At 64.3% G+C, this 22,308-nt stretch carries 23 protein-coding genes and 2 tRNA genes; 10 read left to right on the top strand and 15 right to left on the bottom strand.

The annotated features are described in order from the left end of the window. The first annotated feature begins 25 nt into the window (after nucleotides 1-25). Nucleotides 26-718: an RNA pyrophosphohydrolase gene (locus AX018_RS08150; protein ID WP_111876800.1), complete on the top strand. Its 693-nt coding sequence runs from the start codon at nucleotides 26-28 to the stop codon at nucleotides 716-718. Nucleotides 719-789: 71 nt separating this feature from the next. On the opposite strand, the gene proB is transcribed toward AX018_RS08150, so the two are convergent. The 4 genes from proB to rplU all read right to left on the bottom strand — a co-directional run bounded on the left by proB (nucleotide 790) and on the right by rplU (nucleotide 3,797). Next, on the bottom strand, nucleotides 790-1,929 hold the full coding sequence (proB, locus tag AX018_RS08155; protein ID WP_111876801.1) for a glutamate 5-kinase: 1,140 nt from the start codon (nucleotides 1,927-1,929) through the stop codon (nucleotides 790-792). Between the two features lie 73 nt (nucleotides 1,930-2,002). Further along, complete coding sequence (cgtA, locus tag AX018_RS08160) at nucleotides 2,003-3,076, bottom strand: Obg family GTPase CgtA (protein WP_111876802.1); 1,074 nt, start codon at nucleotides 3,074-3,076, stop codon at nucleotides 2,003-2,005. 139 nt (nucleotides 3,077-3,215) lie between these two features. Continuing rightward, nucleotides 3,216-3,473 (bottom strand): 50S ribosomal protein L27, encoded by a 258-nt coding sequence (gene rpmA, locus AX018_RS08165; protein ID WP_111876803.1) that lies wholly within the window; start codon nucleotides 3,471-3,473, stop codon nucleotides 3,216-3,218. Nucleotides 3,474-3,485: 12 nt separating this feature from the next. Next, nucleotides 3,486-3,797: a 50S ribosomal protein L21 gene (gene rplU / locus AX018_RS08170; protein WP_111876852.1), complete on the bottom strand. Its 312-nt coding sequence runs from the start codon at nucleotides 3,795-3,797 to the stop codon at nucleotides 3,486-3,488. A gap of 186 nt (nucleotides 3,798-3,983) precedes the next feature. Here rplU and AX018_RS08175 point away from each other — a divergent pair, with 186 nt between their 5' ends. From AX018_RS08175 to AX018_RS08210, 8 genes are all read left to right on the top strand, one after another. Then, the gene (locus AX018_RS08175) at nucleotides 3,984-4,964 is read left to right on the top strand and encodes a polyprenyl synthetase family protein (RefSeq protein ID WP_111876804.1); all 981 of its coding nucleotides are present in this window, start codon (nucleotides 3,984-3,986) and stop codon (nucleotides 4,962-4,964) included. Between the two features lie 25 nt (nucleotides 4,965-4,989). After that, nucleotides 4,990-5,066, top strand: a tRNA-Pro gene (locus AX018_RS08180). A gap of 119 nt (nucleotides 5,067-5,185) precedes the next feature. Further along, nucleotides 5,186-6,922, top strand: a complete 1,737-nt coding sequence (pilB, locus tag AX018_RS08185) for a type IV-A pilus assembly ATPase PilB (RefSeq protein WP_111876805.1) — start codon at nucleotides 5,186-5,188, stop codon at nucleotides 6,920-6,922. A 29-nt stretch (nucleotides 6,923-6,951) separates the two neighbouring features. Continuing rightward, on the top strand, nucleotides 6,952-8,169 hold the full coding sequence (locus AX018_RS08190) for a type II secretion system F family protein (protein WP_111876806.1): 1,218 nt from the start codon (nucleotides 6,952-6,954) through the stop codon (nucleotides 8,167-8,169). Next, nucleotides 8,169-9,062, top strand: a complete 894-nt coding sequence (locus AX018_RS08195) for a prepilin peptidase (RefSeq protein WP_111876807.1) — start codon at nucleotides 8,169-8,171, stop codon at nucleotides 9,060-9,062. Before AX018_RS08190 ends, AX018_RS08195 begins: the two co-directional genes overlap by 1 nt. Beyond that, on the top strand, nucleotides 9,062-9,685 hold the full coding sequence (gene coaE, locus AX018_RS08200) for a dephospho-CoA kinase (protein WP_111876808.1): 624 nt from the start codon (nucleotides 9,062-9,064) through the stop codon (nucleotides 9,683-9,685). The genes AX018_RS08195 and coaE overlap by 1 nt, the downstream gene beginning before the upstream one ends. Nucleotides 9,686-9,749: 64 nt before the next feature. After that, on the top strand, nucleotides 9,750-10,505 hold the full coding sequence (zapD, locus tag AX018_RS08205; RefSeq protein WP_111876853.1) for a cell division protein ZapD: 756 nt from the start codon (nucleotides 9,750-9,752) through the stop codon (nucleotides 10,503-10,505). 17 nt (nucleotides 10,506-10,522) lie between these two features. Beyond that, nucleotides 10,523-10,777: a DNA gyrase inhibitor YacG gene (locus AX018_RS08210; protein WP_111876809.1), complete on the top strand. Its 255-nt coding sequence runs from the start codon at nucleotides 10,523-10,525 to the stop codon at nucleotides 10,775-10,777. Nucleotides 10,778-11,021: 244 nt separating this feature from the next. On the opposite strand, the gene AX018_RS08215 is transcribed toward AX018_RS08210, so the two are convergent. The 5 genes from AX018_RS08215 to AX018_RS08235 all read right to left on the bottom strand — a co-directional run bounded on the left by AX018_RS08215 (nucleotide 11,022) and on the right by AX018_RS08235 (nucleotide 17,595). Beyond that, a complete protein-coding gene (locus AX018_RS08215; RefSeq protein ID WP_111876810.1) occupies nucleotides 11,022-11,498 on the bottom strand; it encodes an NUDIX domain-containing protein in 477 nt (158 codons plus the stop codon). Continuing rightward, nucleotides 11,491-12,363, bottom strand: coding sequence for an ATP-binding protein (locus AX018_RS08220; protein WP_111876811.1), 873 nt, complete (start codon nucleotides 12,361-12,363; stop codon nucleotides 11,491-11,493). Before AX018_RS08220 ends, AX018_RS08215 begins: the two co-directional genes overlap by 8 nt. Nucleotides 12,364-12,388: 25 nt before the next feature. Beyond that, the gene (argJ, locus tag AX018_RS08225) at nucleotides 12,389-13,618 is read right to left on the bottom strand and encodes a bifunctional glutamate N-acetyltransferase/amino-acid acetyltransferase ArgJ (RefSeq protein ID WP_111876812.1); all 1,230 of its coding nucleotides are present in this window, start codon (nucleotides 13,616-13,618) and stop codon (nucleotides 12,389-12,391) included. Nucleotides 13,619-13,732: 114 nt separating this feature from the next. Beyond that, nucleotides 13,733-16,501 (bottom strand): preprotein translocase subunit SecA, encoded by a 2,769-nt coding sequence (secA, locus tag AX018_RS08230; RefSeq protein ID WP_111876813.1) that lies wholly within the window; start codon nucleotides 16,499-16,501, stop codon nucleotides 13,733-13,735. Nucleotides 16,502-16,635: 134 nt separating this feature from the next. Further along, nucleotides 16,636-17,595 (bottom strand): M23 family metallopeptidase, encoded by a 960-nt coding sequence (locus tag AX018_RS08235; RefSeq protein WP_245951480.1) that lies wholly within the window; start codon nucleotides 17,593-17,595, stop codon nucleotides 16,636-16,638. Between the two features lie 31 nt (nucleotides 17,596-17,626). Here AX018_RS08235 and AX018_RS08240 point away from each other — a divergent pair, with 31 nt between their 5' ends. Then, nucleotides 17,627-17,926 (top strand): hypothetical protein, encoded by a 300-nt coding sequence (locus tag AX018_RS08240; RefSeq protein WP_111876815.1) that lies wholly within the window; start codon nucleotides 17,627-17,629, stop codon nucleotides 17,924-17,926. 49 nt (nucleotides 17,927-17,975) lie between these two features. Here AX018_RS08240 and AX018_RS08245 read toward each other — a convergent pair. The 6 genes from AX018_RS08245 to petA form a co-directional block, all read right to left on the bottom strand. Continuing rightward, nucleotides 17,976-18,051, bottom strand: a tRNA-Thr gene (locus tag AX018_RS08245). A 58-nt stretch (nucleotides 18,052-18,109) separates the two neighbouring features. Further along, a complete protein-coding gene (locus AX018_RS08250) occupies nucleotides 18,110-18,646 on the bottom strand; it encodes a ClpXP protease specificity-enhancing factor (protein WP_211322398.1) in 537 nt (178 codons plus the stop codon). A 48-nt stretch (nucleotides 18,647-18,694) separates the two neighbouring features. Next, the gene (locus tag AX018_RS08255) at nucleotides 18,695-19,306 is read right to left on the bottom strand and encodes a glutathione S-transferase N-terminal domain-containing protein (protein WP_111876817.1); all 612 of its coding nucleotides are present in this window, start codon (nucleotides 19,304-19,306) and stop codon (nucleotides 18,695-18,697) included. A gap of 97 nt (nucleotides 19,307-19,403) precedes the next feature. After that, nucleotides 19,404-20,159: a cytochrome c1 gene (locus AX018_RS08260; protein ID WP_111876818.1), complete on the bottom strand. Its 756-nt coding sequence runs from the start codon at nucleotides 20,157-20,159 to the stop codon at nucleotides 19,404-19,406. A 19-nt stretch (nucleotides 20,160-20,178) separates the two neighbouring features. Then, nucleotides 20,179-21,597 (bottom strand): cytochrome b, encoded by a 1,419-nt coding sequence (locus AX018_RS08265; RefSeq protein WP_111876819.1) that lies wholly within the window; start codon nucleotides 21,595-21,597, stop codon nucleotides 20,179-20,181. Nucleotides 21,598-21,608: 11 nt separating this feature from the next. Beyond that, the gene (gene petA / locus AX018_RS08270; protein WP_111876820.1) at nucleotides 21,609-22,208 is read right to left on the bottom strand and encodes a ubiquinol-cytochrome c reductase iron-sulfur subunit; all 600 of its coding nucleotides are present in this window, start codon (nucleotides 22,206-22,208) and stop codon (nucleotides 21,609-21,611) included. Nucleotides 22,209-22,308: the final 100 nt, after the last annotated feature.

Here is a 22,308-nt window from a genome sequence, read left to right on the forward strand (position 1 = left end):
CAGTTTAAAAAATTGGGGTTCGATTATGCTTGACCGGGACGGCTTTCGGCCGAACGTCGGCATCATCCTGCTCAACCAGAAAAACCAGGTGTTCTGGGGCAAGCGGATCCGCACCCACAGCTGGCAGTTTCCGCAAGGCGGCATTGACCGGGGCGAAACCCCTGAACAGGCCATGTACCGCGAACTGCACGAGGAAGTGGGCCTGCAGCCGTGCCACGTCCGCGTGGTGGCCCGCACACGGGATTGGTTGCGCTATGAGGTGCCTGACCGGTATATCCGCCGCGATGCACGCGGTCACTACAAGGGCCAAAAACAGATCTGGTTCCTGCTCCAGTTGCTTGGGCACGATTGGGACCTGAACCTGCGAGCCACCAATCATCCCGAATTCGATGCATGGCGGTGGAACGACTATTGGGTGCCATTGGATGTCGTGGTGGAGTTCAAGCGTGGCGTCTACGAGATGGCACTGACGGAGCTTGCTCGTTTTCTACCCCGCAACGAACAACGCAACCGCTATCTGCGCAGTGGCATGCGCCACCGGGAAGGTGGCGAAGGCAGTGCGCCATCCAGCGCACCGCAGCACCGCACTGCATCGCTTCTGGTGCATCCGGACATGGAGATGCCGCCCGGCGCCAGCTTCGATCCGGACCCCCGCACGGGAACGGCAACCATCTCGGTGACCATCGACACGGGCCTGCAGCCCAAACCCACCGCTTGAGGCCCATTTCCTTGAGGAAATGGGCTGCACGCCGGTTCTGCATGATCAAACCACCGGGTTCCTTTGTGCCGTCAGACGCCTGACAGCACCATATTGTCCCGGTGCACCATTTCAGGCTCGGCGGTGAAACCCAGCAGCCTCTCGAATTCGGCGGAAGGCTTGCGGCACAACAGTCGCGCCTCTGCGCTGGCGTAGTTGGCCAACCCCCTGGCGATCTCCACGCCAGCCATGTCGCGCACGGCGATCACATCGCCGCGCGAAAACTCGCCATCCACCGCCACCATGCCGATCGGCAACAGGCTCTTGCCATCCTCGCGCAGCTTCGTCGCAGCGCCAACATCCACCGTCACGGCACCGCGCAACTGCAGATGGTCCGCCATCCATTGCTTGCGCGCCTGCTTCTTGGGGGTCTGCGCCACCAGCAATGTTCCGATGGCCTCACCCCGGGTGAGACGCAACAGCACGTCCGGCTCGCGCCCCCAGGCAATCACCGTCGATGCCCCCGAACCGGCTGCACGCTTGGCAGCAATGATCTTGGTGATCATTCCTCCGCGACCAATGCTGGAGCCCACCCCTCCTGCCATGGCCTCTAATGCCACATCGCCGGCCGCCGCCTCATGCACGAATCTCGCCGAAGGGTCCTTTCGCGGGTCGGAGGTGTAGAGCCCCTTCTGGTCCGTCAGAATGACCAGAGCATCCGCCTCCACCAGATTCGCCACCAACGCCCCCAGGGTGTCGTTATCTCCGAACTTTATTTCATCGGTGACTACGGTGTCGTTCTCATTGATGACAGGCAGCACGCCCAATCGCAGCAAGGTCAGCAAGGTCGAGCGTGCATTCAAGTAACGCTCCCTGTCCGCAAGATCCGCATGTGTCAAAAGAACCTGCGCACTTCCAAGCCCTTGCTCGCGCAGCTTGGTTTCATACATTTGCGCGAGCCCCATTTGCCCCACGGCCGCCGCGGCCTGCAACTCATGGATCTCATGCGGGCGCACAGACCACCCCAACCGCTTCATGCCTTCCGCGATGGCACCGCTGGAAACCATGATCACCTCCCTGCGGGTGCCCACCTCTCCCTGCACCAGAGCAGCCATCTGGCGACTCCACTCGCTGATGGCAGCCTCATCAAGCCCACGCCCCTCGTTCGTTACCAAGCTGGAGCCCACCTTGACAACGATGCGACGCGCCTCACGCAATATGCTGGAAACCATGAATTCCTGTCTTTTCTGACCTTGAGCACCGCCACAGAGGCACATCACAGGCCATTCAAACGATCACGAGACCTCACTCCGAGGGCGACTCCCGCAAGAAGCGCGGATCCACCTCATGCACCGCCTGCTCTGCTTGCTGCAACCCTCGAACATGCTGGTAAATAGCCTGGATCAGCGGCTCGCACCCTTCGCGGGTGAGCGCAGAGATCTCGAACACCAGCCCTTTCCATTTGAGGCGCTTGACGAAGTCCTTGACCCGCGAAGCGCGCTCATCGGCCGGCACCATATCAAGTTTGTTGAGCACCAGCCACCGAGGCTTTTCGTAGAGTGCGGCATCGTACTTCTTGAGCTCTCCGACGATGGCCTTGGCCTGCGCGACCGGATCCACCGAATCGTCGAAAGGAGCAAGGTCCACGACATGAAGCAGCAAGCGCGTGCGCTGGAGGTGTCGCAGGAACTGGTGGCCCAATCCGGCGCCCTCCGACGCGCCCTCGATGAGACCCGGGATATCCGCCACCACGAAGCTCTGCTCCGGCCCCACCCGGACAACGCCAAGATTGGGATGCAGCGTGGTGAAAGGGTAATCAGCGATCTTGGGACGCGCATTCGAAACGGCCGCAATGAACGTGGATTTACCGGCATTGGGCATTCCCAGCAGACCCACATCCGCCAGCACTTTCAGTTCAAGCTTGAGATTTCGCCGCTCGCCAGGCCAGCCTGGTGTTTTCTGCCGCGGCGCCCGGTTGATCGCACTCTTGAAGCGCATGTTCCCGAACCCTCCATCCCCCCCCTTGGCAAGGGTGATGGTCTCACCGGGTTCAAGCAACTCAAACAGCACCTCTCCGGTATCAACATCCGAAATGATGGTGCCCACCGGCATCTTCAGGGTGATGTCATCGCCAGCGGCGCCGAACATGTCCGACCCCATGCCATGCTCGCCACGCTTGGCCTCATGGCGACGCGAGTAACGGAAATCCACCAGCGTGTTGAGACTCGGATCGCCCACGGCGAACACATGCCCACCTCGGCCACCATCCCCACCATTCGGCCCACCGAACTCCTTGTACTTTTCGTGCCGAAAAGACACACAGCCATTGCCACCATCACCGGCAGCAACGTCAATAAAGGCTTCGTCGACGAACTTCATGGAAGGAGTTTACAGAACGGCACCTCCATGATCCGTCCATGGGGCACTAGGTACATACACATGCGAGCATGCAGACATCAAAACGACAAAGCCCCGACGGATCGGGGCTTCGGATCATCGAGATGATGAAGAGAGAGAATCAGGCCGGCGTCACGTTGACCGTGTGCTTAGACATCGCACCTTTCGTGCCGAAAGACACGTGCCCATCGATGAGGGCAAACAGAGTGTGATCCTTGCCCACGCCCACGTTCGTCCCAGGATGGAATTTGGTGCCACGCTGGCGAACGATGATGGAACCCGCACTGATCAGTTCACCACCGAACGCCTTGACCCCCAGCATCTTGGGCTTGGAGTCGCGCCCGTTTCGCGTAGAGCCGCCGCCTTTTTTCTGTGCCATGGTGTCTGCTCCTTAAGCGGCGATAGCGCCAATCTGCAGTTCGGTGAACTGCTGGCGATGGCCCTGGCGTTTTTGATAGTGCTTGCGACGACGCATCTTGAAGATGCGCACTTTGTCGTGCTTGCCGTGAGCCACGACAGTGGCCTTCACGGTGGCGCCGGACACCAGGGGCGTGCCGACCTTGATCTCTGCGCCGTTGCCGACAGCGAGCACTTGGTCAATCACGATTTCCTGGCCTACGTCCGCAGCAATCTGTTCTACCTTAATTTTTTCGCCGGAAGCAACGCGATACTGCTTGCCACCGGTTTTTATGACCGCGTACATGTAAACCTCTATGAAGTATTCCGCAAAAGACACTCTACGGAACCTTCGATCATAACCGAATCGCCAAAGCGCAACAACCCGTACGAAGCCTCACCCCAAACCCAAGGACCACCGTGCTCGCAAAAAGCGAGCGGTCGCGCCGTGATTCCTATAATTCTCCTTTCACCTCGCTGCCCCATCCAACCCTTGTCCGCCCAGAACAACACCTCGGCCATCCTTGCCCTGATTGCAGACGACATGCATGAGGTAGACAAGGTCATAGGCCTTCGCCTGCAATCATCCGTTTCGCTCATCGGAGAGGTTGCCCGCTACATCATTTCCGCCGGCGGCAAGCGCCTGAGACCTGCGCTTCTGCTGCTGATGTCCGGCGCCCTGGGCTATCAAGGCACACAGCGCTTCAACTTGGCAGCGGTGGTCGAATTCATTCACACCGCCACACTCCTGCACGACGACGTCGTGGACGAATCCACCCTCAGACGAGGCCGCCCTACCGCCAACGAGAACTTCGGCAACCCCGCCAGCGTACTGGTAGGGGACTTCCTCCACTCCCGGGCTTTCCAGATGATGGTGGACGCGAACGACATGCGCGTCATGCAGATCCTCTCCGAGGCCACCAACATCATTGCGGAAGGAGAGGTTCAGCAACTCATCAACACCCACGATGCATCGCTGAACGAGCAGGGCTACCTGGAAGTCATACGCTCGAAAACGGCAAAGCTGTTCGAAGCCAGCGCCCGCCTTGCCGCGGTCCTGGCGCAAGCCAGTCCCGAAATCGAACGCGCATGCGCGACCTACGGACAAGCCCTGGGAACCGCATTCCAGGTGATCGACGATGTTCTGGACTACGACGGCGACAGCGCCGAGATGGGCAAGAACCTCGGCGATGACTTGCGCGAAGGCAAGGTGACACTGCCGCTGATCATCGCCATCCAGCGAGGCACCTCCGAGCAGCGCCAGCTCATCGAAAACGCGATCCTGCAAGGCTCGATTGCCGAACTCCCCGCCATTCTCGCCATCATCCGGGAGACAGGCTCGCTGGAAGCGACACGCGCAGCCGCAGCAGCACAAGCACAACTCGCCATTGAAGCATTGACCCGGCTACCTTTCAATAAGTACACCGAAGGTTTGCTACAATTGGCGTCTCAGCTACTGCATCGGCGCGTTTAAAAAACACGCGACCGATCGTCAATTACGGGGTGTAGCTTAGCCTGGTAGAGCGCTACGTTCGGGACGTAGAGGCCGGAGGTTCGAATCCTCTCACCCCGACCAATTTTCGAGAAAACACCAAGCCGCGTGGTTTCTCTGCACTCATCGATCTCCATGTAGCCTCCTGCCCTGGGGCGATGATAGGATGGTTTCCCTTCCATCCATATGATTCCGCTGGTTACATGGCCGCTGTTGATACCGCCCTGCGCGAGGGCAATGTGATCGTTTTGCCCGGCTTGGGGCGGGCTCTGATGTCCGCGGGCAAGCTGAGCCAGCAGGCTGCCGAGGAGATTTTCCGAAAATCCCGTGCAAGCAAGACGAGTTTCATTGCAGAACTGACAGGTTCAGGGGCGGTCTCCGCATCCGATCTGGCACACACGGTGTCGTCCGTGTTCGGTGCTCCGCTGCTTGACCTCGATGCGATCGATACGCAGAAGCTCCCCAAGGATCTGCTGGATGCGAAGATCTGCCAAGCCTACCGGGTCATCGCGCTCAACAAGCGCAACAACCGCCTGATCGTCGCGACGGCGGACCCCACCGATCAGGAAGCAGCCGAGAAGATCAAGTTCACCACCCAGATGGGCGTGGACTGGATCATTGCGGAATACGACAAGCTGAACAAACTGGTCGATGCCACGACGAAGTCCGTGGCAGAGTCCATGGAGAATCTGTCCGGAGGAGGAGACTTCGAGTTCGACGACGTCTCCGTGCAAGAAGCGCCGGACCCTGCAGACACCGGGGCCAATGACGTCGAAGACGCCCCCATCGTCAAGTTCCTCCACAAGATGCTTCTGGACGCCTTCAACATGCGGGCATCCGATTTGCACTTCGAGCCCTACGAACACAACTACCGGGTACGCTTCCGCATCGATGGCGAATTGCGGGAAATCGCATCGCCCCCCGTAGCCATCAAGGACAAGCTGGCCTCCCGCATCAAGGTGATCTCACGCCTGGACATCTCGGAAAAACGGGTGCCCCAAGACGGCAGGATGAAGCTCAAGGTCGGCCCGGACCGTGTCATCGATTTCCGCGTCAGCACGTTGCCAACGCTCTTTGGCGAGAAGATCGTGATCCGGATTCTGGATCCCAGCAGCGCGAAGCTGGGCATCGATGCGCTCGGATACGAGCCGGAAGAAAAAGAGCGCCTGATGAGCGCCATCGGGCGGCCTTACGGAATGATCCTGGTGACGGGGCCTACCGGCTCGGGCAAAACGGTGTCGCTCTATACCTGCCTGAACCTGCTCAACAAGGCGGGGGTCAACATTGCAACGGCGGAGGACCCCTCGGAAATCAACCTGCCCGGGGTCAATCAGGTCAATGTCAACGAAAAAGCCGGACTGACGTTCGCGGCGGCCCTGAAGTCGTTTCTCCGCCAGGATCCCGACATCATCATGGTGGGTGAAATCCGCGATCTCGAAACCGCGGACATCTCCATCAAGGCCGCCCAGACAGGCCATTTGGTCCTGTCCACGCTCCACACCAACGACGCACCCACGACGTTGACCCGGATGCGGAACATGGGCATCGCGCCCTTCAACATCGCTTCGAGCGTGATCCTGATCACGGCGCAGCGGCTGGCCCGCCGGCTCTGCCCCGTGTGCAAGGCACCCGCCGACATTCCTCACGAAACCTTGCTGGAAGCCGGGTACAAGGAAGAGGAGATCGACGGGACATGGGTCACCTACCGCCCCGTGGGCTGCTCGGCCTGCAACAACGGATACAAGGGCCGGGTAGGCATCTATCAGGTCATGCCGATCTCCGAGGAAACCCAGCGCATCATCCTGCGCGATGGCAGCGCCCTGGAGATTGCGAAACAGGCGCGTGAGGAAGGCGTGCGGTCGCTGCGTGAATCGGGGCTCTACAAAGCCAAGCTGGGGCTGACCTCGCTCGAAGAGGTGCTGGCCGTGACCAACGAATAACGACCTAACCCACCATTCAAGAGGCCACCATGGCAAGCGCCGCATCCAGGGACATCAAGGATTTCGTATTCGAGTGGGAAGGCAAGGATCGCAACGGCAAAATCGTGCGCGGCGAAGTACGGGCCGTGGGCGAGAACCAGGTGCAGGCGACGCTGCGGCGCCAAGGCGTGTTTCCGACCAAGATCAAAAAGCGGCGCATGCGCCGTGGCAAGAAGATCAAGCCGAAGGACATCGCGCTCTTCACCCGCCAGATGGCAACGATGATGAAAGCCGGCGTGCCCCTGCTGCAGGCTTTCGACATCGTGGGGCGCGGCAACACCAACGCCAGCGTAACCAAGCTGCTGAACGATATCCGTGCCGATGTCGAGACCGGCACATCGCTGAACGCCGCCTTCCGCAAGTACCCGATGTACTTCGACAGCCTCTATTGCAACCTCGTGGAGGCCGGCGAGGCTGCCGGTATCCTGGAAGCGCTGCTGGATCGCCTGGCGCTCTACATGGAAAAGACGGAAGCCATCAAGTCGAAGATCCGCTCGGCGCTGATGTACCCCACCGCCGTGATCATCGTTGCGTTCGTCGTGGTCACAGTGATCATGATCTTCGTGATCCCCGCCTTCAAGGAGGTGTTCACCTCCTTCGGCGCCGACCTCCCGGCCCCCACGCTGTTCGTGATGGCTGCCAGCGAGATCTTCGTCAAATGGTGGTGGCTGATCTTCGGCATACTCGGTGGCGGCGGCTTCTTCTTCATGCAGGCATGGCGCCGCAACGAGAAGGTGCAGAGATTCATGGACCGGCTGCTGCTGCGCGCTCCCATCTTCGGCGATCTCATCAATAAGTCCTGCGTGGCCCGCTGGACCCGGACTCTCTCCACGATGTTCGCCGCGGGCGTGCCGCTCGTGGAAGCCCTGGATTCCGTGGGAGGGGCATCGGGCAACTCGGTCTACGCCATCGCCACCGAAAAGATCCAGCAGGAAGTGTCCACGGGCACCAGCCTGACCGCAGCCATGGGCAATGCCAACGTGTTCCCCTCGATGGTGATCCAGATGTGCGCCATCGGCGAGGAATCGGGCTCCATCGACCACATGCTGGGCAAGGCGGCAGACTTCTATGAGCAGGAAGTGGACGAGATGGTCGCAGGCCTCTCCAGCCTGATGGAGCCGATCATCATCGTGTTCCTGGGAACGATCATCGGTGGCATCGTGGTGTCGATGTACCTGCCCATCTTCAAGCTGGGACAGGTGGTCTGATGGGCCTGGACCCCTGGCTGGAGGCCGCACTCTTCGGCCTTCTCGGGCTATTGATCGGCAGTTTTCTCAACGTCGTCATCCATCGCCTGCCGCGCATGATGGAGCGCCAGTGGGCGACCGAATGCGCGGAATATGTCCGCTCCCAGGACACGGCAGCCGGCAAGGGCGCCGCGCCGAGCCCGGAGCCTGCCCAACCCGAGCCATTCAACCTGTGGACGCCTCGATCGCGTTGCCCGGCATGCGGCCACGTGGTGAAGTGGCACGAGAACATTCCCGTGCTCGGTTATCTGCGCCTGGGTGGAAAGTGTTCTTCATGCAAGACCCGGATCAGCCCGCGCTATCCCGCAGTCGAGATGGCCACCGGTGCGCTGTTCGCCTTCTGTGCCTGGCGATGGGGGGCCACGGGCCCGGGCCTGGCATGGTGCGGATTCTCCGCGGCACTGCTTGCGCTGGCCTTCATCGATTGGGACACCACGCTGCTTCCCGACGACATCACCCTGCCGCTGCTGTGGGCGGGGTTGCTGGGCTCGGCATTCCACCTGACCACGGTCCCGCTGTTCTCCTCAGTGATGGGCGCGACCGGAGGGTATCTCTCCCTCTGGGCGATCTACTGGGCCTTCAAGCTGGCGACCGGCAAGGAGGGCATGGGCTATGGCGATTTCAAGCTGTTCGCCGCGCTGGGGGCATGGTTTGGCTGGCAGGCGCTGGTGCCGATCATCCTCATGGCCTCGGTGATCGGTGCCGTGGTCGGCATCGGCATGAAGCTCTTCAACGGACTGCGCGAAGGCGGCTACATCCCCTTCGGCCCCTTCCTGGTGGGTGCCGGGCTCACCGCGATGGTGTTCGGCCCTGATACCGTCCTGCGAGCCATCCTCGGAACGCTGGGGCTGTGATGGAGGCGGGCCGCCCCCCCGCTTCCGTGCGGCTGGGCGTCACGGGAGGGATCGGCAGCGGCAAGACCACGGTGGGACAGCTGCTGCAGACGTGCGGCGCGGTGCTGATCGATGCCGACCAGCTCGCCCGGGCGGCCACGGCGGTCCAGGGCGCCGCGATTCCCGCCATCCGCGCCGAATTCGGCGACCCCATGATCGGGACGGACGGCGCCATGGACCGAGCCCGCATGCGGGAGCTTGCCTTCCGCGATGCCGGCGCACGGCAGCGGCTGGAGGCCATCGTCCACCCCATCGTGGCCCAGGCCACGGAAGCGGCCGCGCGCCAGGCTGCCGCCGCAGGCACCCGCCTGATCGTGTTCGACATCCCCCTGCTGACCGAATCGGGACGATGGCCGCCGCGGCTGGACCGCATCCTGGTGGTGGACTGCTCCGAAAGCACCCAGGTGGCACGGGTGCAGGCCCGCAATGGTCTCGCGCGGGAGGTGATCGAATCCATCATCGCGTCGCAGGCGGCGCGCAGCGCGCGGCGCGCGATCGCGGACATGGTGCTCTACAACGACGGAATACCTCTTGAAACGCTGCAGTCGGAGGTACGGCGAATCGCCGATGGCTTCGGGCTATGATGCAGGCGACACCGGACGCGCGAAGCTGGCAGCGCCAGCCGTGCGCCCCCAGGAACCCTGCAGCGTGATCCTCTACGAATACCCTTTCAACGAACGCCTGAGAACGTACCTGCGGCTGGAACAACTCTTCCGGCGCCTGGGCGAGTTGATTCCGCGCCAGCACCCTCTGGACCACCACTTCGCGCTGGTGACCATTTTCGAGATCATGGATGTAGCGGCCCGGGCCGACCTGAAGTCCGACGTGCTCAAGGATCTGGAGAAGCACCGCCACCAACTCGACGGCTACCGCGGCAATCCATCGATCTCCGAGGCGGTGCTCGATCAGGTCATTGGCCAACTCGACCATTGCTTCGCGGCCCTGAACGCGCAGACGGGCAAGGCAGGCCAATCGCTGACCGAGAACGAGTGGCTGATGAGCATCCGCAGCCGCGTGGGCATCCCGGGCGGCACCTGCGGCTTCGACCTGCCGGCCTACTACGCATGGCAGCACCACTCTCCGGAGCGGCGCCAGGGCGACCTCGAAGGCTGGGCCAGCACGCTGGCGCCTCTGGCGGAATCGCTCTATGTGCTGCTCAAGCTGCTGCGCGACTCCGGAATCCCCCAGAAGGTCGCGGCCGACCACGGGCAGTTCCAGCAGACCCTGCCCCAGGGGCGAACGTTCCAGTTGCTGCGGTTGCGGATCGATCCGGCCTGGAATCTGGTGCCGGAGATCAGCGGCAACCGCCTGATCGTCTCCGTCCGCCTGATGCGGCAGGACACGGAAGGCAGGCTGCAGCCCGTGCACGAAGACGCGGCGTTCGAGCTCACGCTGTGCGCATGAGCGGCAGGGTACCGAACATGTCCTCGCCATCGAAAGACGACCCGAAAGACCCCGGTGCCCCGGCATCCCGGGTGCTCTGGGTGGACTGCCCCACGTGCGGCGGCAAGAGCCTCTACGCCCCGGAGAACCGCTTCCGGCCGTTCTGCAGCGAGCGTTGCCGGCAGATCGATCTGGGGGCCTGGGCGGCGGAAGACTTCCGCATGGGAACGGATGCCCCGCAGGACGAGGAAGGCTTCGGCGACCATCGATCGCAGCGCCCGCAGGAGCACTGACCCGCCCTTTCTGCGGATGGCCCCGTTGGGGGCACAGCGTGTGCACACCCCGGCACCGCACGCTCACCGCCCCACCCCGCTGGCGGATTCGACGTCAACCGCCTGGCGCCCGCCACCCTGCCGCCTCACCGTGCTGCGGCGCGGCACCGGCAGCCCGCCCCGCCTCCTGCTGGACGCCAGTCCTCGCCCAGTCGCGATGCAGGGCCTTTCATGCCCGGGGTCGCGGTGAAATCTGAAGACTTTGCTATTTTTTCAATAGCAGATCAGGATCGAAGGCGACGCCGCGCTCCTCCGCCAGCCACTCCAGCACCGGATAGGCCCCCGGAAGCACGGGCGAGACGTCCAGCGGCCAGTGCTGCCAGGCCATGGACTGGCCCTCGCGCATCTCGAAGTCGCCCGTCCATGCATGCACCTTGCACCAGTGCAGCCGCACCAGCGCATGGGGATAGTCGTGTTCGGTCACTTTCCAGACGGTGGCCGGCCCGATGGTGACGCCCAGCTCTTCGATCAGCTCGCGCCGCAGGGCCTCTTCCACCGTTTCGCCCGCCTCCAGCTTGCCGCCCGGAAACTCCCAGTAGCCCGCGTAGGGCTTGCCCGGGGGGCGGGTGGACAGCAGCATGGCACCGTCGGGCCGGAACAGGATACCCACGGCCACCTCGGTGTGGCGGCGCGCGGCGCCTTCGGAGGAGACGGGGGTATTGGCGGATGCCGGCTCAGCCATGGCCACGCCCCGCGAAGTCGCGCGCGAACTGGTAGGCCACCCGCCCGCTGCGGGAGCCGCGCTCCAGCGCCCAGACCAGGGCCTCGGGCCGCGCGGCCTCGATGGCACCGGCCGGCACGCCCAGCGCCGACAGCCACTGCGCCACGATGGCGAGGTATTCCTCCTGGCTGAAAGGGTAGAAGCTGATCCACAGCCCGAAGCGCTCGGAGAGGGAGATCTTCTCCTCCACCACCTCGCCGGGGTGGACTTCGCCGTCCTCGGTGTGCGTGTAGGTGAGGTTTTCCTTCAGGTATTCCGGCAGCAGGTGGCGCCGGTTGCTGGTGGCGTAGACCAGCACGTTGGGTGACGACGCAGCCACGGAGCCGTCGAGGATGGACTTCAGGGCCTTGTAGCCCGATTCGCCTTCTTCGAAGCTGAGGTCGTCGCAGTAGATGATGAATTTCTCGGGCCGGCCGGCCACGATGTCCACGATGTCGGGCAGGTCGGTGAGCTCGGCCTTGTCCACCTCGATGAGCCGCAAGCCCCGGCCGGCGTAGGTGCCCAGGCAGGCCTTGATGAGGGAGGACTTGCCGGTGCCGCGCGCGCCGGTCAGCAGCACGTTGTTGGCCGGTCGCCCTTCGACGAACTGCTCGGTGTTGCGCCGGATCTTGTCCTTCTGCGCATCGATCTCCTTGAGATCGTCCAGCGCGATGCCGGCCACGTGCCGCACGGGCTCCAGCACGCCGTGCCCGCCGCCGCGCCGGCGGTAGCGCCACGCCACGGAAGCGGACCAGTCGGGTGCGGCGAGGGGCCGGGGCAGCACCGACTCGATGCGGTCGATGAGCTGCTCGGCGCGCAGCAGGAGGTGTTCGAATCGATCGTTCATGGTGGTCCGGGCGGCCCCAGCGGGCTCAGGAGCGGTAATCGGCGTTGATCGTCACGTATTCGTGGCTCAGGTCGCAGGTCCACACCGTGTCGGCGGCCTCGCCCCGGCCCAGCACGACGCGCACGGTGATCTCGCTCTGCTTCATCACGCGCTGGCCATCCTCCTCGCGGTAGGCCGGATGCCGGCCGCCCTGCACGGCCACGTGGACGTCGTCCAGGTAGAGGTCGATGCGGGTCTGGTCGAGGTCTTCGATGCCCGCGTAGCCCACGGCGGCCAGGATGCGGCCCAGGTTCGGGTCACTGGCGAAGAAGGCCGTCTTCACGAGCGGCGAGTGGGCGATCGCGTAGCCGACCTTGCGGCATTCCTCCGCCGTCCGGCCGCCTTCCACGCGCACGGCGATGAACTTGGTGGCGCCCTCGCCGTCGCGCACGATGGCCTGGGCGAGCTTCTGGGCCACCTCCAGCAGCGCGGCGCGCAGGGCCTGGCCGTCGGCGCTGTCCAGCGACGCCACTACGGGATTGCCCGCCTGGTGGGTGGCCATGAGCACGAAGGAGTCGTTGGTGGAGGTGTCGCCGTCGATGGTGATACGGTTGAACGACTGGTCGGCCAGCTCCCGCACCAGGGGCTGCACCAGCTCGGGCGCAATGCGCGCATCGGTGGCCAGGAAGCCGAGCATGGTCGCCATGTTGGGGCGGATCATGCCGGCCCCCTTGGAGATGCCCGTGACCGTGACCGTGGCCCCACCGATCCGCACCTGCGTGCTGAAGGCCTTGGGCAGCGTGTCGGTGGTCATGATGCCCTCGGCGGCGCGGGCCCAGTGCTGCGGCTTCGCATCGGCGATCGCTGCGGGCAGGCCCGCAATGATGCGATCGTGGGGCAGCGGCTCCATGATGACGCCGGTCGAGAACGGCAGCACCTGGGTGGCCGCGATGCCCAGTTGCCCCGCCAGCGCATCGCAGGTGGCGCGCGCCCGCGCGAGGCCATCCGCACCCGTGCCGGCATTGGCGTTGCCAGTGTTGACCACGACGGCGCGGATCTGCCCGCCCTGCGCGAGGTGCTCGCGGCAGACCTGCACGGGCGCGGCGCAGAAACGGTTCTGCGTGAAGACGCCGGCCACCGTGGCGCCGTCGTCCAGCAGGAACACGGTCACGTCCTTGCGCCCCACCTTGCGGACGCCGGCTTCGGTGACGCCAATGCGGACACCTGCGACCGGGTGCAGGTCGGAGGCAACGGGAGCGGAGAGATTCACGGGCATGCGGAAGTCCTTGGAAAAAAGCAAGGCTGCATTCTGGAGAAGCAGCACTGCCGGGACGTGACATGGGCCGCCCTGCGGCGGCCCATGGGAACGGAGACGGGGCTCAGCGCGGTGTCAGGCCAGCTTGCCGTGGCACTGCTTGTACTTCTTGCCGCTGCCGCAGGGGCAGGGATCGTTGCGGCCCACGCGCACGCCTTCGGGCAGGCCCAGGCCGTCGCCGCCCGCCTGCTGGGTGCGCGGATCGAAGGTGGTCTCGACCTCGCCGTTTTCCGTCGGGGCGGTGTAGGTCACGTTGGCGATCTGCTCGGCGCGGCTTTCCAGGGCCTCGGCGGCCTGGTCGAGCTGCGTGGACGACTGGATCTGCACGGTCATGAGGACCCGGGTGACCTCGTTCTTGACCTGGTCGATGAGCTGGCGGAACAGCTCGAACGCCTCGCGCTTGTATTCCTGCTTGGGCTGCTTCTGTGCATAGCCGCGCAGGTGGATGCCCTGGCGCAGGTAGTCCAGCGCGGAGAGATGGTCGCGCCAGCTCGAATCGAAGTTCTGCAGCAGCACGGCGCGCTCGAACTGGTGGAAGTTCTCCTGGCCCACCTGCTCGACCTTCGACTGGAACGCCGCGTGGCCCGCGGCGATGATCTTGTCCAGGATCTCGCCGTCGGTGATGGCCTGCGCGCTCTCCACCTCCTGCTTCAGCGGCAGGTGGATGTGCCATTCATCGGCAAGGACCTTCTCCAGCACCGCCAGATCCCATTGCTCTTCCACCGACTCCTCGGGCACGTACTGGCGCACGACATCGGTCAGGCAGGATTCGCGCATGCCGGCGATCACGCCGGAGAGATCCGAGGCATCGAGGATCTCGTTGCGCTGCTGGTAGATGACCTTGCGCTGGTCGTTGGCCACGTCGTCGTATTCGAGCAGTTGCTTGCGGACGTCGAAATTGCGCGCCTCGACCTTGCGCTGCGCGGATTCGATGCTGCGCGTGACGATGCCGGCCTCGATCGCCTCGCCGTCGGGCATCTTGAGGCGGTCCATGATGGCCTTCACCCGATCGCCCGCGAAGATGCGCATCAGCGAATCGTCCAGGCTCAGGTAGAAGCGCGAGGAGCCCGGATCGCCCTGGCGGCCCGAGCGGCCGCGCAACTGGTTGTCGATGCGGCGGGACTCGTGGCGCTCGGTGGCGATGATGCGCAGGCCGCCCAGCGCCTTGACCTTCTCGTTGTCGCTCGCCCACTGGCTGCGCAGCGCGGCGATCTGGCTTTCGCGGGCGGCTGCGTCGAGCGACTCGTCGTCCTCGATCGCCGCGATTTCCTTCTCGATGTTGCCGCCCAGCACGATGTCGGTGCCGCGGCCCGCCATGTTGGTGGCGATGGTGATCATGCCGGCGCGACCGGCCTGCGCGACGATGTCGGCCTCGCGGGCGTGCTGCTTGGCATTGAGCACCTGGTGGGGCAGACCCTCTTTCTGCAGCAGCTGGTCGATGATCTCGGAGTTCTCGATGGAGGTCGTGCCCACCAGCACCGGCTGGCCGCGCTCGTGGCACTCGCGGATGTCCTTGATCGCCGCCTCGTACTTCTCGCGCGTGGTCTTGTACACGCGGTCGAGCTGGTCGTCGCGCTTGCTGGGCCGGTTGGGCGGAATGACCGTGGTTTCCAGGCCGTAGATTTCCTGGAATTCGTAGGCCTCGGTGTCGGCCGTCCCCGTCATGCCGGCCAGCTTGCCGTACAGGCGGAAGTAGTTCTGGAAGGTGATGGAGGCGAGCGTCTGGTTCTCGGCCTGGATCTCCACGCCCTCCTTGGCCTCCACGGCCTGGTGCAGGCCCTCGCTCCAGCGGCGGCCGGCCATCAGGCGGCCCGTGAACTCGTCCACGATCACGATCTCGCCGTTCTGCACGACGTAATGCTGGTCGCGGTGGTAGAGGTGGTTGGCCCGCAGCGCGGCGTACAGGTGGTGCACCAGCGTGATGTTGGTCGGGTCGTAGAGCGATGCGCCTTCGGCGATCAGCCCCTGGGCCGCCAGCAGACGCTCGGCCGTCTCGTGGCCCTGCTCGGTGAGGAAGGCCTGGTGGGTCTTCTCGTCGATCGTGAAGTCGCCGGGCTTGGTCACGCCCTCGCCGGTGCGGGGGTCGGCCTCGCCCTCCTGGCGCACCAGGACCGGCACGACCTTGTTCATGGCGACGTACATCGCCGTGTGGTCTTCGGCCTGGCCACTGATGATGAGGGGCGTGCGCGCCTCGTCGATGAGGATGGAGTCCACCTCGTCCACGATGGCGAAGTTCAGGCCGCGCTGCACCCGGTCGCGCGCCTCATACACCATGTTGTCGCGCAGGTAGTCGAAGCCGTATTCGTTGTTCGTGCCGTAGGTGATGTCGGCGGCATAGGCTTCCTGCTTTTCCTCGCGCGGCATCTGCGGCAGGTTGATGCCCACCGTGAGGCCCAGGAAGTTGTAGAGCCGCCCCATCCAGCGCGCATCGCGATTGGCCAGGTAGTCGTTGACGGTCACCACGTGCACGCCCTTGCCCGAGAGCGCATTCAGGTACACCGGCAGCGTGGCGGTGAGGGTCTTGCCCTCGCCCGTGCGCATTTCGGAGATCTTGCCATAGTGCAGCGCCATGCCACCCAGCAGCTGCACGTCGAAATGGCGCATCTTCATCACGCGCTTGGAGGCCTCGCGGACGACGGCGAAGGCTTCGGGCAGCAGACTGTCGAGCGCTTCTCCCTTGGCGACGCGGTCCTGGAACTCCTCCGTCTTGGCGCGCAGGGCATCGTCGCTCAGCTTCTCGTAGTCCGGCTCCATCGCATTGATGCGGGCCACCGTCTTGCGGTATTGCTTGAGGAGCCGGTCGTTGCGGCTACCGAATAGTTTGGTGAGGAAGTTGGAGGCCATGCGAACAGGACCGCGGCCCGCCCTGGAGCAGGCGACGCGACCCGAATCCCTAAAGAAGAAGTGGGTTCAGATGGGGCCACCGCCACCGCTTGCAAGTTGTGCAACCAGGGGCGGCGATTCCGGAGCGCGCGATTTTACCTGCGAGGCGCGGGCGCCCTCGCCGCCACGCGCAGGTCAGGATTGACGCCGGTGGCACCGGCGTTCAGGAATTTCTGCGGATCCTGGGGCACGCCCTGCACCAGCACCTCGAAGTGCAGGTGCGGCCCGGTGGAACGGCCGGTGGAGCCGACCTCGGCGATCTTCTGCCCGCGCCGCACCAGATCGCCGCGTTTGACGAATGTCCTGGAGGCATGCGCGTAGCGCGTCACCAGCTGGTTGCCGTGATCGACCTCGACCATGTTGCCGTAGGCCGGGTGGTATTCCTGCGCCACCACCACGCCGCCCGCGGCGGCCAGGATGGGCGTGCCGGTGTCGGCCTGGAAATCCAGCCCCGTGTGCAGGGCCGACTGGCCGGTGAAAGGGTCGATGCGCCAGCCGAAGGGAGAACCCGCCGATTTCCCCAGCACGGGCTCCTGCGTCGGCACCATGCTCTTGCGGATGTGCTGGTCGAAGAGGCGCGACTCGACCACGGTCAGCAGGTCCACGCGGCGGTCGGTGAGCTGCGCCAGCGCGTCCAGCGTGCCCTGCAGCTCTTCCATGTCCATCGGGCGGCCGGACACCAGGGCCCCGCCCTGCCCCGGCGGGCGGGTGAATTCCGCCGGGGACATGCCGGCGAGCCCCGAGACCCGCTCTCCCAGCGATTCGAGCTGCAGCATGCGCGCCTGCATCTCGCCGACCTTGCGGGCCATCGCATCGAGGTTCGCGCGCATGAACCGGTCGCGCTCCGCGATCTCGTCGCGTGCGGCCAACTGCCCCAGCGAGCCGACCACGGGCCAGCCTTCACGCGCCCCTTTCAGGAACACCCAGTGGTAGAGCAAGGCCGCCACCAGCATGACCAGGAACGACAGCAGGAGACCGGCCCCCGCCAGGCGCAGGCCCGAGAGATGAATGGCCCGGCTGCGCGCCAGCCAGGCGTCCGTGATAATCAACTGCACTTCGTATCTCCGCGCCGCGCGGCGCCTTTCCATGAACCGCCGTCACCACGCCGTCACGCTGCTGCAAGCCACCGAGGGCTCCCCCACGCTGGCCAAACTGGCGGCATTGACGCGCGACTCAAGCGAGCGGCTCAAGGCCATCGAGTTGCTGATTCCCGCCACCCTGCGGCCCGCCATTCAGGCCGGGCCGATCGAGGGCGCCACGTGGTGCCTGCTGGTCCGCAGCAATGCGGCCGCAGCCAAGGTGAGGCAACTGCTGCCTGCCTTGCAGGCGCATCTGCGCAGTCGGGGGTGGGAGGTTAACGCCATTCGCCTGAAAATCCAAACCTGAGCCCGGCAGGGGCCATTGGTTGCCAACGGCGGCGAATGGGAGAAAAAGATGGTGCCGATTATCGGAATCGAACTGATGACCTACCGCTTACAAGGCGGTTGCTCTACCAACTGAGCTAAATCGGCGAAGCGCGCATTCTACCGCGGCCCTTGACCCCGGGCCCGCGGCATGGCGCCTGGCGTGTCACTTGATGCGCTTGAGGGAAGGGCGGCCACCGCCCGAGGCCGGCCCGGGCCCGCGCGGCGGCTCGTCCGACGGCCCCGGCCCGCCCTCGGTGGGCACGAGCTGCACCACGCGCTCATCCTCCACGCCTTCCGGAGCCGGGCCTGGGCCTCCCACGGCATCGAGCAAGTTGGCAACGCCGCCCCTGATCGCGGCGCCATCGGATTCGAGCATGTCCACCGGCGGCGGGAACGCCATGCCCTGGCCGTTCTCGCGGGCATAGATGGCGATCACGCGCCCCACCGGCACCATGATGTCGCGCGGCTTGCCGCCGAAGCGGGCCTTGAACTCGATGAAATCATTGCCCATCTGCAGCGCGCTCGTGGCGTCGTAGCTGACGTTGAGCACGATCTCTCCGTCCTTCACGTACTCGCGGGGCACCTGGACCGAGTCGTCCACGCGCACAGCGATGTAAGGCGTGAAGCCGTTGTCGGTGCACCACTCGTACAGGGCCCGGATGAGATAGGGGCGCGTGGAAGTGGAGTCCTGGGCGTTCATCATGTCGGCATTTCGGAAATGGGGGCGTGAGCGGCGGCGCGGATGCGCTTACTTGCGCATGACCTTCTCGGACGGCGTCAGCGCCTCGATGTAGGCCGGGCGGGAGAAGATGCGCTCGGCGTACTTGAGCAGAGGGGCAGCGTTCTTGGACAGCTCGATGCCATAGTAGTCCAGGCGCCAGAGCAGCGGCGCGATGGCCACGTCGAGCATGGAGAAATTCTCGCCCAGCATGTACTTGTTCTTGAGGAACACGGGGGCGAGCTGCGTGAGGCGGTCGCGGATGTGGGCGCGGGCCTTCTCCAGGGCTTTCTCGTTGCCCTTGGTGGCGCGCGATTCGAGCACGTTCACGTGCACGAACAGTTCCTTCTCGAAATTCAGCAGGAACAGGCGCACGCGGGCACGGTCCACCGGGTCGCCGGGCATCAGCTGGGGATGCGGGAAGCGCTCGTCGATGTACTCGTTGATGATGTTCGACTCATACAGGATGAGGTCGCGCTCGACCAGGATCGGCACCTGGCCATAGGGGTTCATCACGCTGATGTCTTCGGGCTTGTTGTACAGGTCCACATCGCGGATCTCGAAATCCATGCCTTTTTCGAACAGAACGAAACGGCAACGATGGGAGAAGGGGCAAGTCGTGCCCGAATAAAGCACCATCATGGTGGGAAGCTCCTAAAAATCAAAAAGAGTGGGCGCGTGCGCGTCCACTCTGGAAAGCGAAATGCGCCGCAGGAGCGGCGCTGATGCGGGCGGAAGCTTACTTGACGTCCTTCCAGAACGCCGCGTTGAGTCTCCAGGCGATCACCGTGAAGATGCCGAGGAAGATCAACACCCACACGCCGACGCGAACCCGCGTATTTTGCGCTGGCTCGGCCATCCACTGCAGGTAGTTGACGAGATCACCCACGGCCTCGTCGTACTGGAGGGCCGACATCGTACCCGGAGTCAGCTGTTCCCACCCCTTGAAGACCTGGGTCTTGTGGCCGTGGCTCTCGTGTTCCTCGAAGACCGGACGGCGATCGCCCTGCAGTTGCCACAGCGCATGCGGCATGCCCACGCTCGGGAACGCGAGGTTGTTCCAGCCCGTGGCCTTGGTCTCGTCGCGGTAGAAAGTGCGCAGGAACGTGTAGAGGTAATCGGCGCCCGTGCCGTTGTGGCCGGCGCGCGAACGCGCGATCACCGTCAAGTCGGGCGGGTTGGCGCCGAACCAGTCCTTGGCCTGCTTCGGATCGATGGTGGCCTTCATCGTCTCGCCCACCTTGTCGGTGGTGAACAGCAGGTTGTCCTTGATCTGCTGGTCGGTGAGGCCGATGTCCTTCAGGCGGTTGAAGCGCATGAAGGCGGCGGAGTGGCAGCTCAGGCAGTAGTTGACGAAGATCTTGGCGCCGTTCTGCAGCGAGGCCGTGTCGTTGGTGCGCACCGGGGCCTTGTCCCAGGCGATGCCGCCTTCTGCGGCGTGCGCGCCCAGGGCAATGCCCAGGGTGGCGATCAGCGTGAGGATGATTTTTTTCATGGTCGTGGTTCCGGCTCGCTCAGTGCGCTGCGAAGGTCACGCGGTCGGGCACCGGCTTGGGCTCGCCCAGGCGGCTCCACCAGGGCATGAGCAGGAAGAAGCCGAAGTAGAACAGCGTGCCCACCTGCGAGACGCGCTCGCCGATCGGGGACGGCGGCTGCACGCCCAGGTACGCCAGGACCACGAAGTTGACCACGAAGATGCCGTAGAGGTATTTGTGCCAACCCGGACGGTAGCGGATGGATTTGACCGGGCTGTGGTCGAGCCAGGGCAGGAAGAACAGGATGATGACGGCACCGCCCATCACCACCACGCCCCAGAACTTGGCGTCGATGGAGAGCATCAGCGCGATGGCGACCACGGCCACGGCCACGATGGCGGCCTTGACGAAGGAAGGCAGCCGGCCCTTGATCACGCCGAAGCCCGCCGCCAGCGCCACGCAGGCGATGAGGGCATACATCATCTCGCTCGTGATGGCGCGCAGCATCGAATAGAACGGCGTGAAGTACCAGACGGGCGCGATGTGCGCGGGTGTCTTGAGCGGATCGGCCGGGATGAAGTTGTTGTACTCCAGGAAGTAGCCGCCGAACTCGGGCGCGAAGAACACCACGGCCGAGAAGATGAAGAGGAACACGCACACGCCGAAGATATCGTGCACCGTGTAGTAGGGATGGAACGGGATGCCGTCGAGCGGATGGCCGTGCTCGTCTTTGGGGGCATGAGGGCCCTTGATCTCGATGCCGTCGGGGTTGTTGGAGCCCACGTCGTGCAGGGCCAGCAGGTGGGCCACGACGAGGCCCAGCAGCACCAGCGGCACGGCGATCACGTGGAAGCTGAAGAAGCGGTTGAGCGTGGCGTCGCCCACCACGTAGTCGCCGCGGATCAGCAGCGCCAGATCGGGGCCGACGAAGGGGATGGCCGCGAACAGGTTCACGATCACCTGGGCGCCCCAGTACGACATCTGGCCCCAGGGCAGCAGGTAGCCCATGAAGGCTTCGGCCATGAGCGCGAGGAAGATCGCACAGCCGAAGATCCAGACCAGCTCGCGCGGCTTGCGGTAGGAGCCGTAGAGCAGCCCGCGGAACATGTGCAGGTACACCACCACGAAGAACGCCGAGGCGCCCGTGGAGTGCATGTAGCGGATGAGCCAGCCCCAGGGCACGTCGCGCATGATGTACTCGACCGACTCGAAGGCCTTGGCGACGTCGGGCTTGTAGTGCATCACGAGGAAGATGCCGGTGACGATCTGGATCACGAGCACCAGCAGCGCGAGCGAGCCGAAGATGTACCAGAAGTTGAAGTTCTTCGGAGCGTAGTACTCCGACATGTGCACGCGGTAGGCGTCGAAGGCCGTGGGGAAGCGGTTCTCGAACCAGTTCGTGACCTTGGCGCCCGTGGAGGCGTTGGGGGAGATTTCCTTGAATTCGCGGTAAGCCATGGCGTCCTCCCTCAGGCCTTCTTGTCTTCACCGATCAGGAGCCTGGTCTCCGACAGGTACATGTGGGGAGGCACTTCGAGGTTGTCCGGCGCGGGCTTGTTCTTGAACACGCGGCCGGCCATGTCGAAGGTGGAGCCGTGGCAGGGGCACAGGAAGCCGCCCTTCCAGTCGTCGGGCAGCGAGGGCTGCGCGCCGGGCACGAACTTGTCGCTGGGCGAGCAACCGAGGTGGGTGCAGATGCCCACGGCTACGAGGATCTCGGGCTTGATCGAGCGGGCCTCGTTGCGCGCGTATTCGGGGGTGAGTTCGGAGGGCTTGCGCTCGGATTTCGGGTCGGCGAGCTGGCCGTCCAGGCCGGGCAGGGCCGCGAGCTGCTCGGGCGTGCGTTTGATGATCCACACGGGTTTGCCGCGCCACTCCACCGTGATTTTCTCGCCGGTTTTCAAGCCGGAGATATCCACTTCCACGGCGGCCCCGGCGGCCTTGGCTTTTTCGGAAGGCTGGAAAGTGCTCACGAACGGCACGGCCGTCGCCACGCCGCCCACCGCACCAGCACAGCCCGACGCGATGAGCCACGTCCGCTTGCTGGAGTCGACTGGAGTTTCACTCATGGGGGTCCTCAAAGGTCTTCGCTTGGGATCAACCACAAATTGTAGCGGCGTGAATGTGGTTAATTCCAGGGGTTATCACCCCTCAAACTCGGCAATACTG

This window comes from Paracidovorax anthurii, from assembly GCF_003269065.1.
Lineage (GTDB): Bacteria > Pseudomonadota > Gammaproteobacteria > Burkholderiales > Burkholderiaceae_C > Paracidovorax > Paracidovorax anthurii.

Coding starts and splice junctions, on each gene's coding strand:
- AX018_RS08150 (WP_111876800.1), top strand. CDS start 26: ATGCTTGACCGGGACGGCTTTCGGCCGAACGTCGGCATCATCCTGCTC.
- proB (WP_111876801.1), bottom strand. CDS start 1,929: ATGGTTTCCAGCATATTGCGTGAGGCGCGTCGCATCGTTGTCAAGGTG.
- cgtA (WP_111876802.1), bottom strand. CDS start 3,076: ATGAAGTTCGTCGACGAAGCCTTTATTGACGTTGCTGCCGGTGATGGT.
- rpmA (WP_111876803.1), bottom strand. CDS start 3,473: ATGGCACAGAAAAAAGGCGGCGGCTCTACGCGAAACGGGCGCGACTCC.
- rplU (WP_111876852.1), bottom strand. CDS start 3,797: ATGTACGCGGTCATAAAAACCGGTGGCAAGCAGTATCGCGTTGCTTCC.
- pilB (WP_111876805.1), top strand. CDS start 5,186: ATGGCCGCTGTTGATACCGCCCTGCGCGAGGGCAATGTGATCGTTTTG.
- AX018_RS08190 (WP_111876806.1), top strand. CDS start 6,952: ATGGCAAGCGCCGCATCCAGGGACATCAAGGATTTCGTATTCGAGTGG.
- AX018_RS08195 (WP_111876807.1), top strand. CDS start 8,169: ATGGGCCTGGACCCCTGGCTGGAGGCCGCACTCTTCGGCCTTCTCGGG.
- coaE (WP_111876808.1), top strand. CDS start 9,062: ATGGAGGCGGGCCGCCCCCCCGCTTCCGTGCGGCTGGGCGTCACGGGA.
- AX018_RS08210 (WP_111876809.1), top strand. CDS start 10,523: ATGTCCTCGCCATCGAAAGACGACCCGAAAGACCCCGGTGCCCCGGCA.
- AX018_RS08215 (WP_111876810.1), bottom strand. CDS start 11,498: ATGGCTGAGCCGGCATCCGCCAATACCCCCGTCTCCTCCGAAGGCGCC.
- AX018_RS08220 (WP_111876811.1), bottom strand. CDS start 12,363: ATGAACGATCGATTCGAACACCTCCTGCTGCGCGCCGAGCAGCTCATC.
- argJ (WP_111876812.1), bottom strand. CDS start 13,618: ATGCCCGTGAATCTCTCCGCTCCCGTTGCCTCCGACCTGCACCCGGTC.
- secA (WP_111876813.1), bottom strand. CDS start 16,501: ATGGCCTCCAACTTCCTCACCAAACTATTCGGTAGCCGCAACGACCGG.
- AX018_RS08240 (WP_111876815.1), top strand. CDS start 17,627: ATGAACCGCCGTCACCACGCCGTCACGCTGCTGCAAGCCACCGAGGGC.
- AX018_RS08250 (WP_211322398.1), bottom strand. CDS start 18,646: ATGAACGCCCAGGACTCCACTTCCACGCGCCCCTATCTCATCCGGGCC.
- AX018_RS08255 (WP_111876817.1), bottom strand. CDS start 19,306: ATGATGGTGCTTTATTCGGGCACGACTTGCCCCTTCTCCCATCGTTGC.
- AX018_RS08260 (WP_111876818.1), bottom strand. CDS start 20,159: ATGAAAAAAATCATCCTCACGCTGATCGCCACCCTGGGCATTGCCCTG.
- AX018_RS08265 (WP_111876819.1), bottom strand. CDS start 21,597: ATGGCTTACCGCGAATTCAAGGAAATCTCCCCCAACGCCTCCACGGGC.
- petA (WP_111876820.1), bottom strand. CDS start 22,208: ATGAGTGAAACTCCAGTCGACTCCAGCAAGCGGACGTGGCTCATCGCG.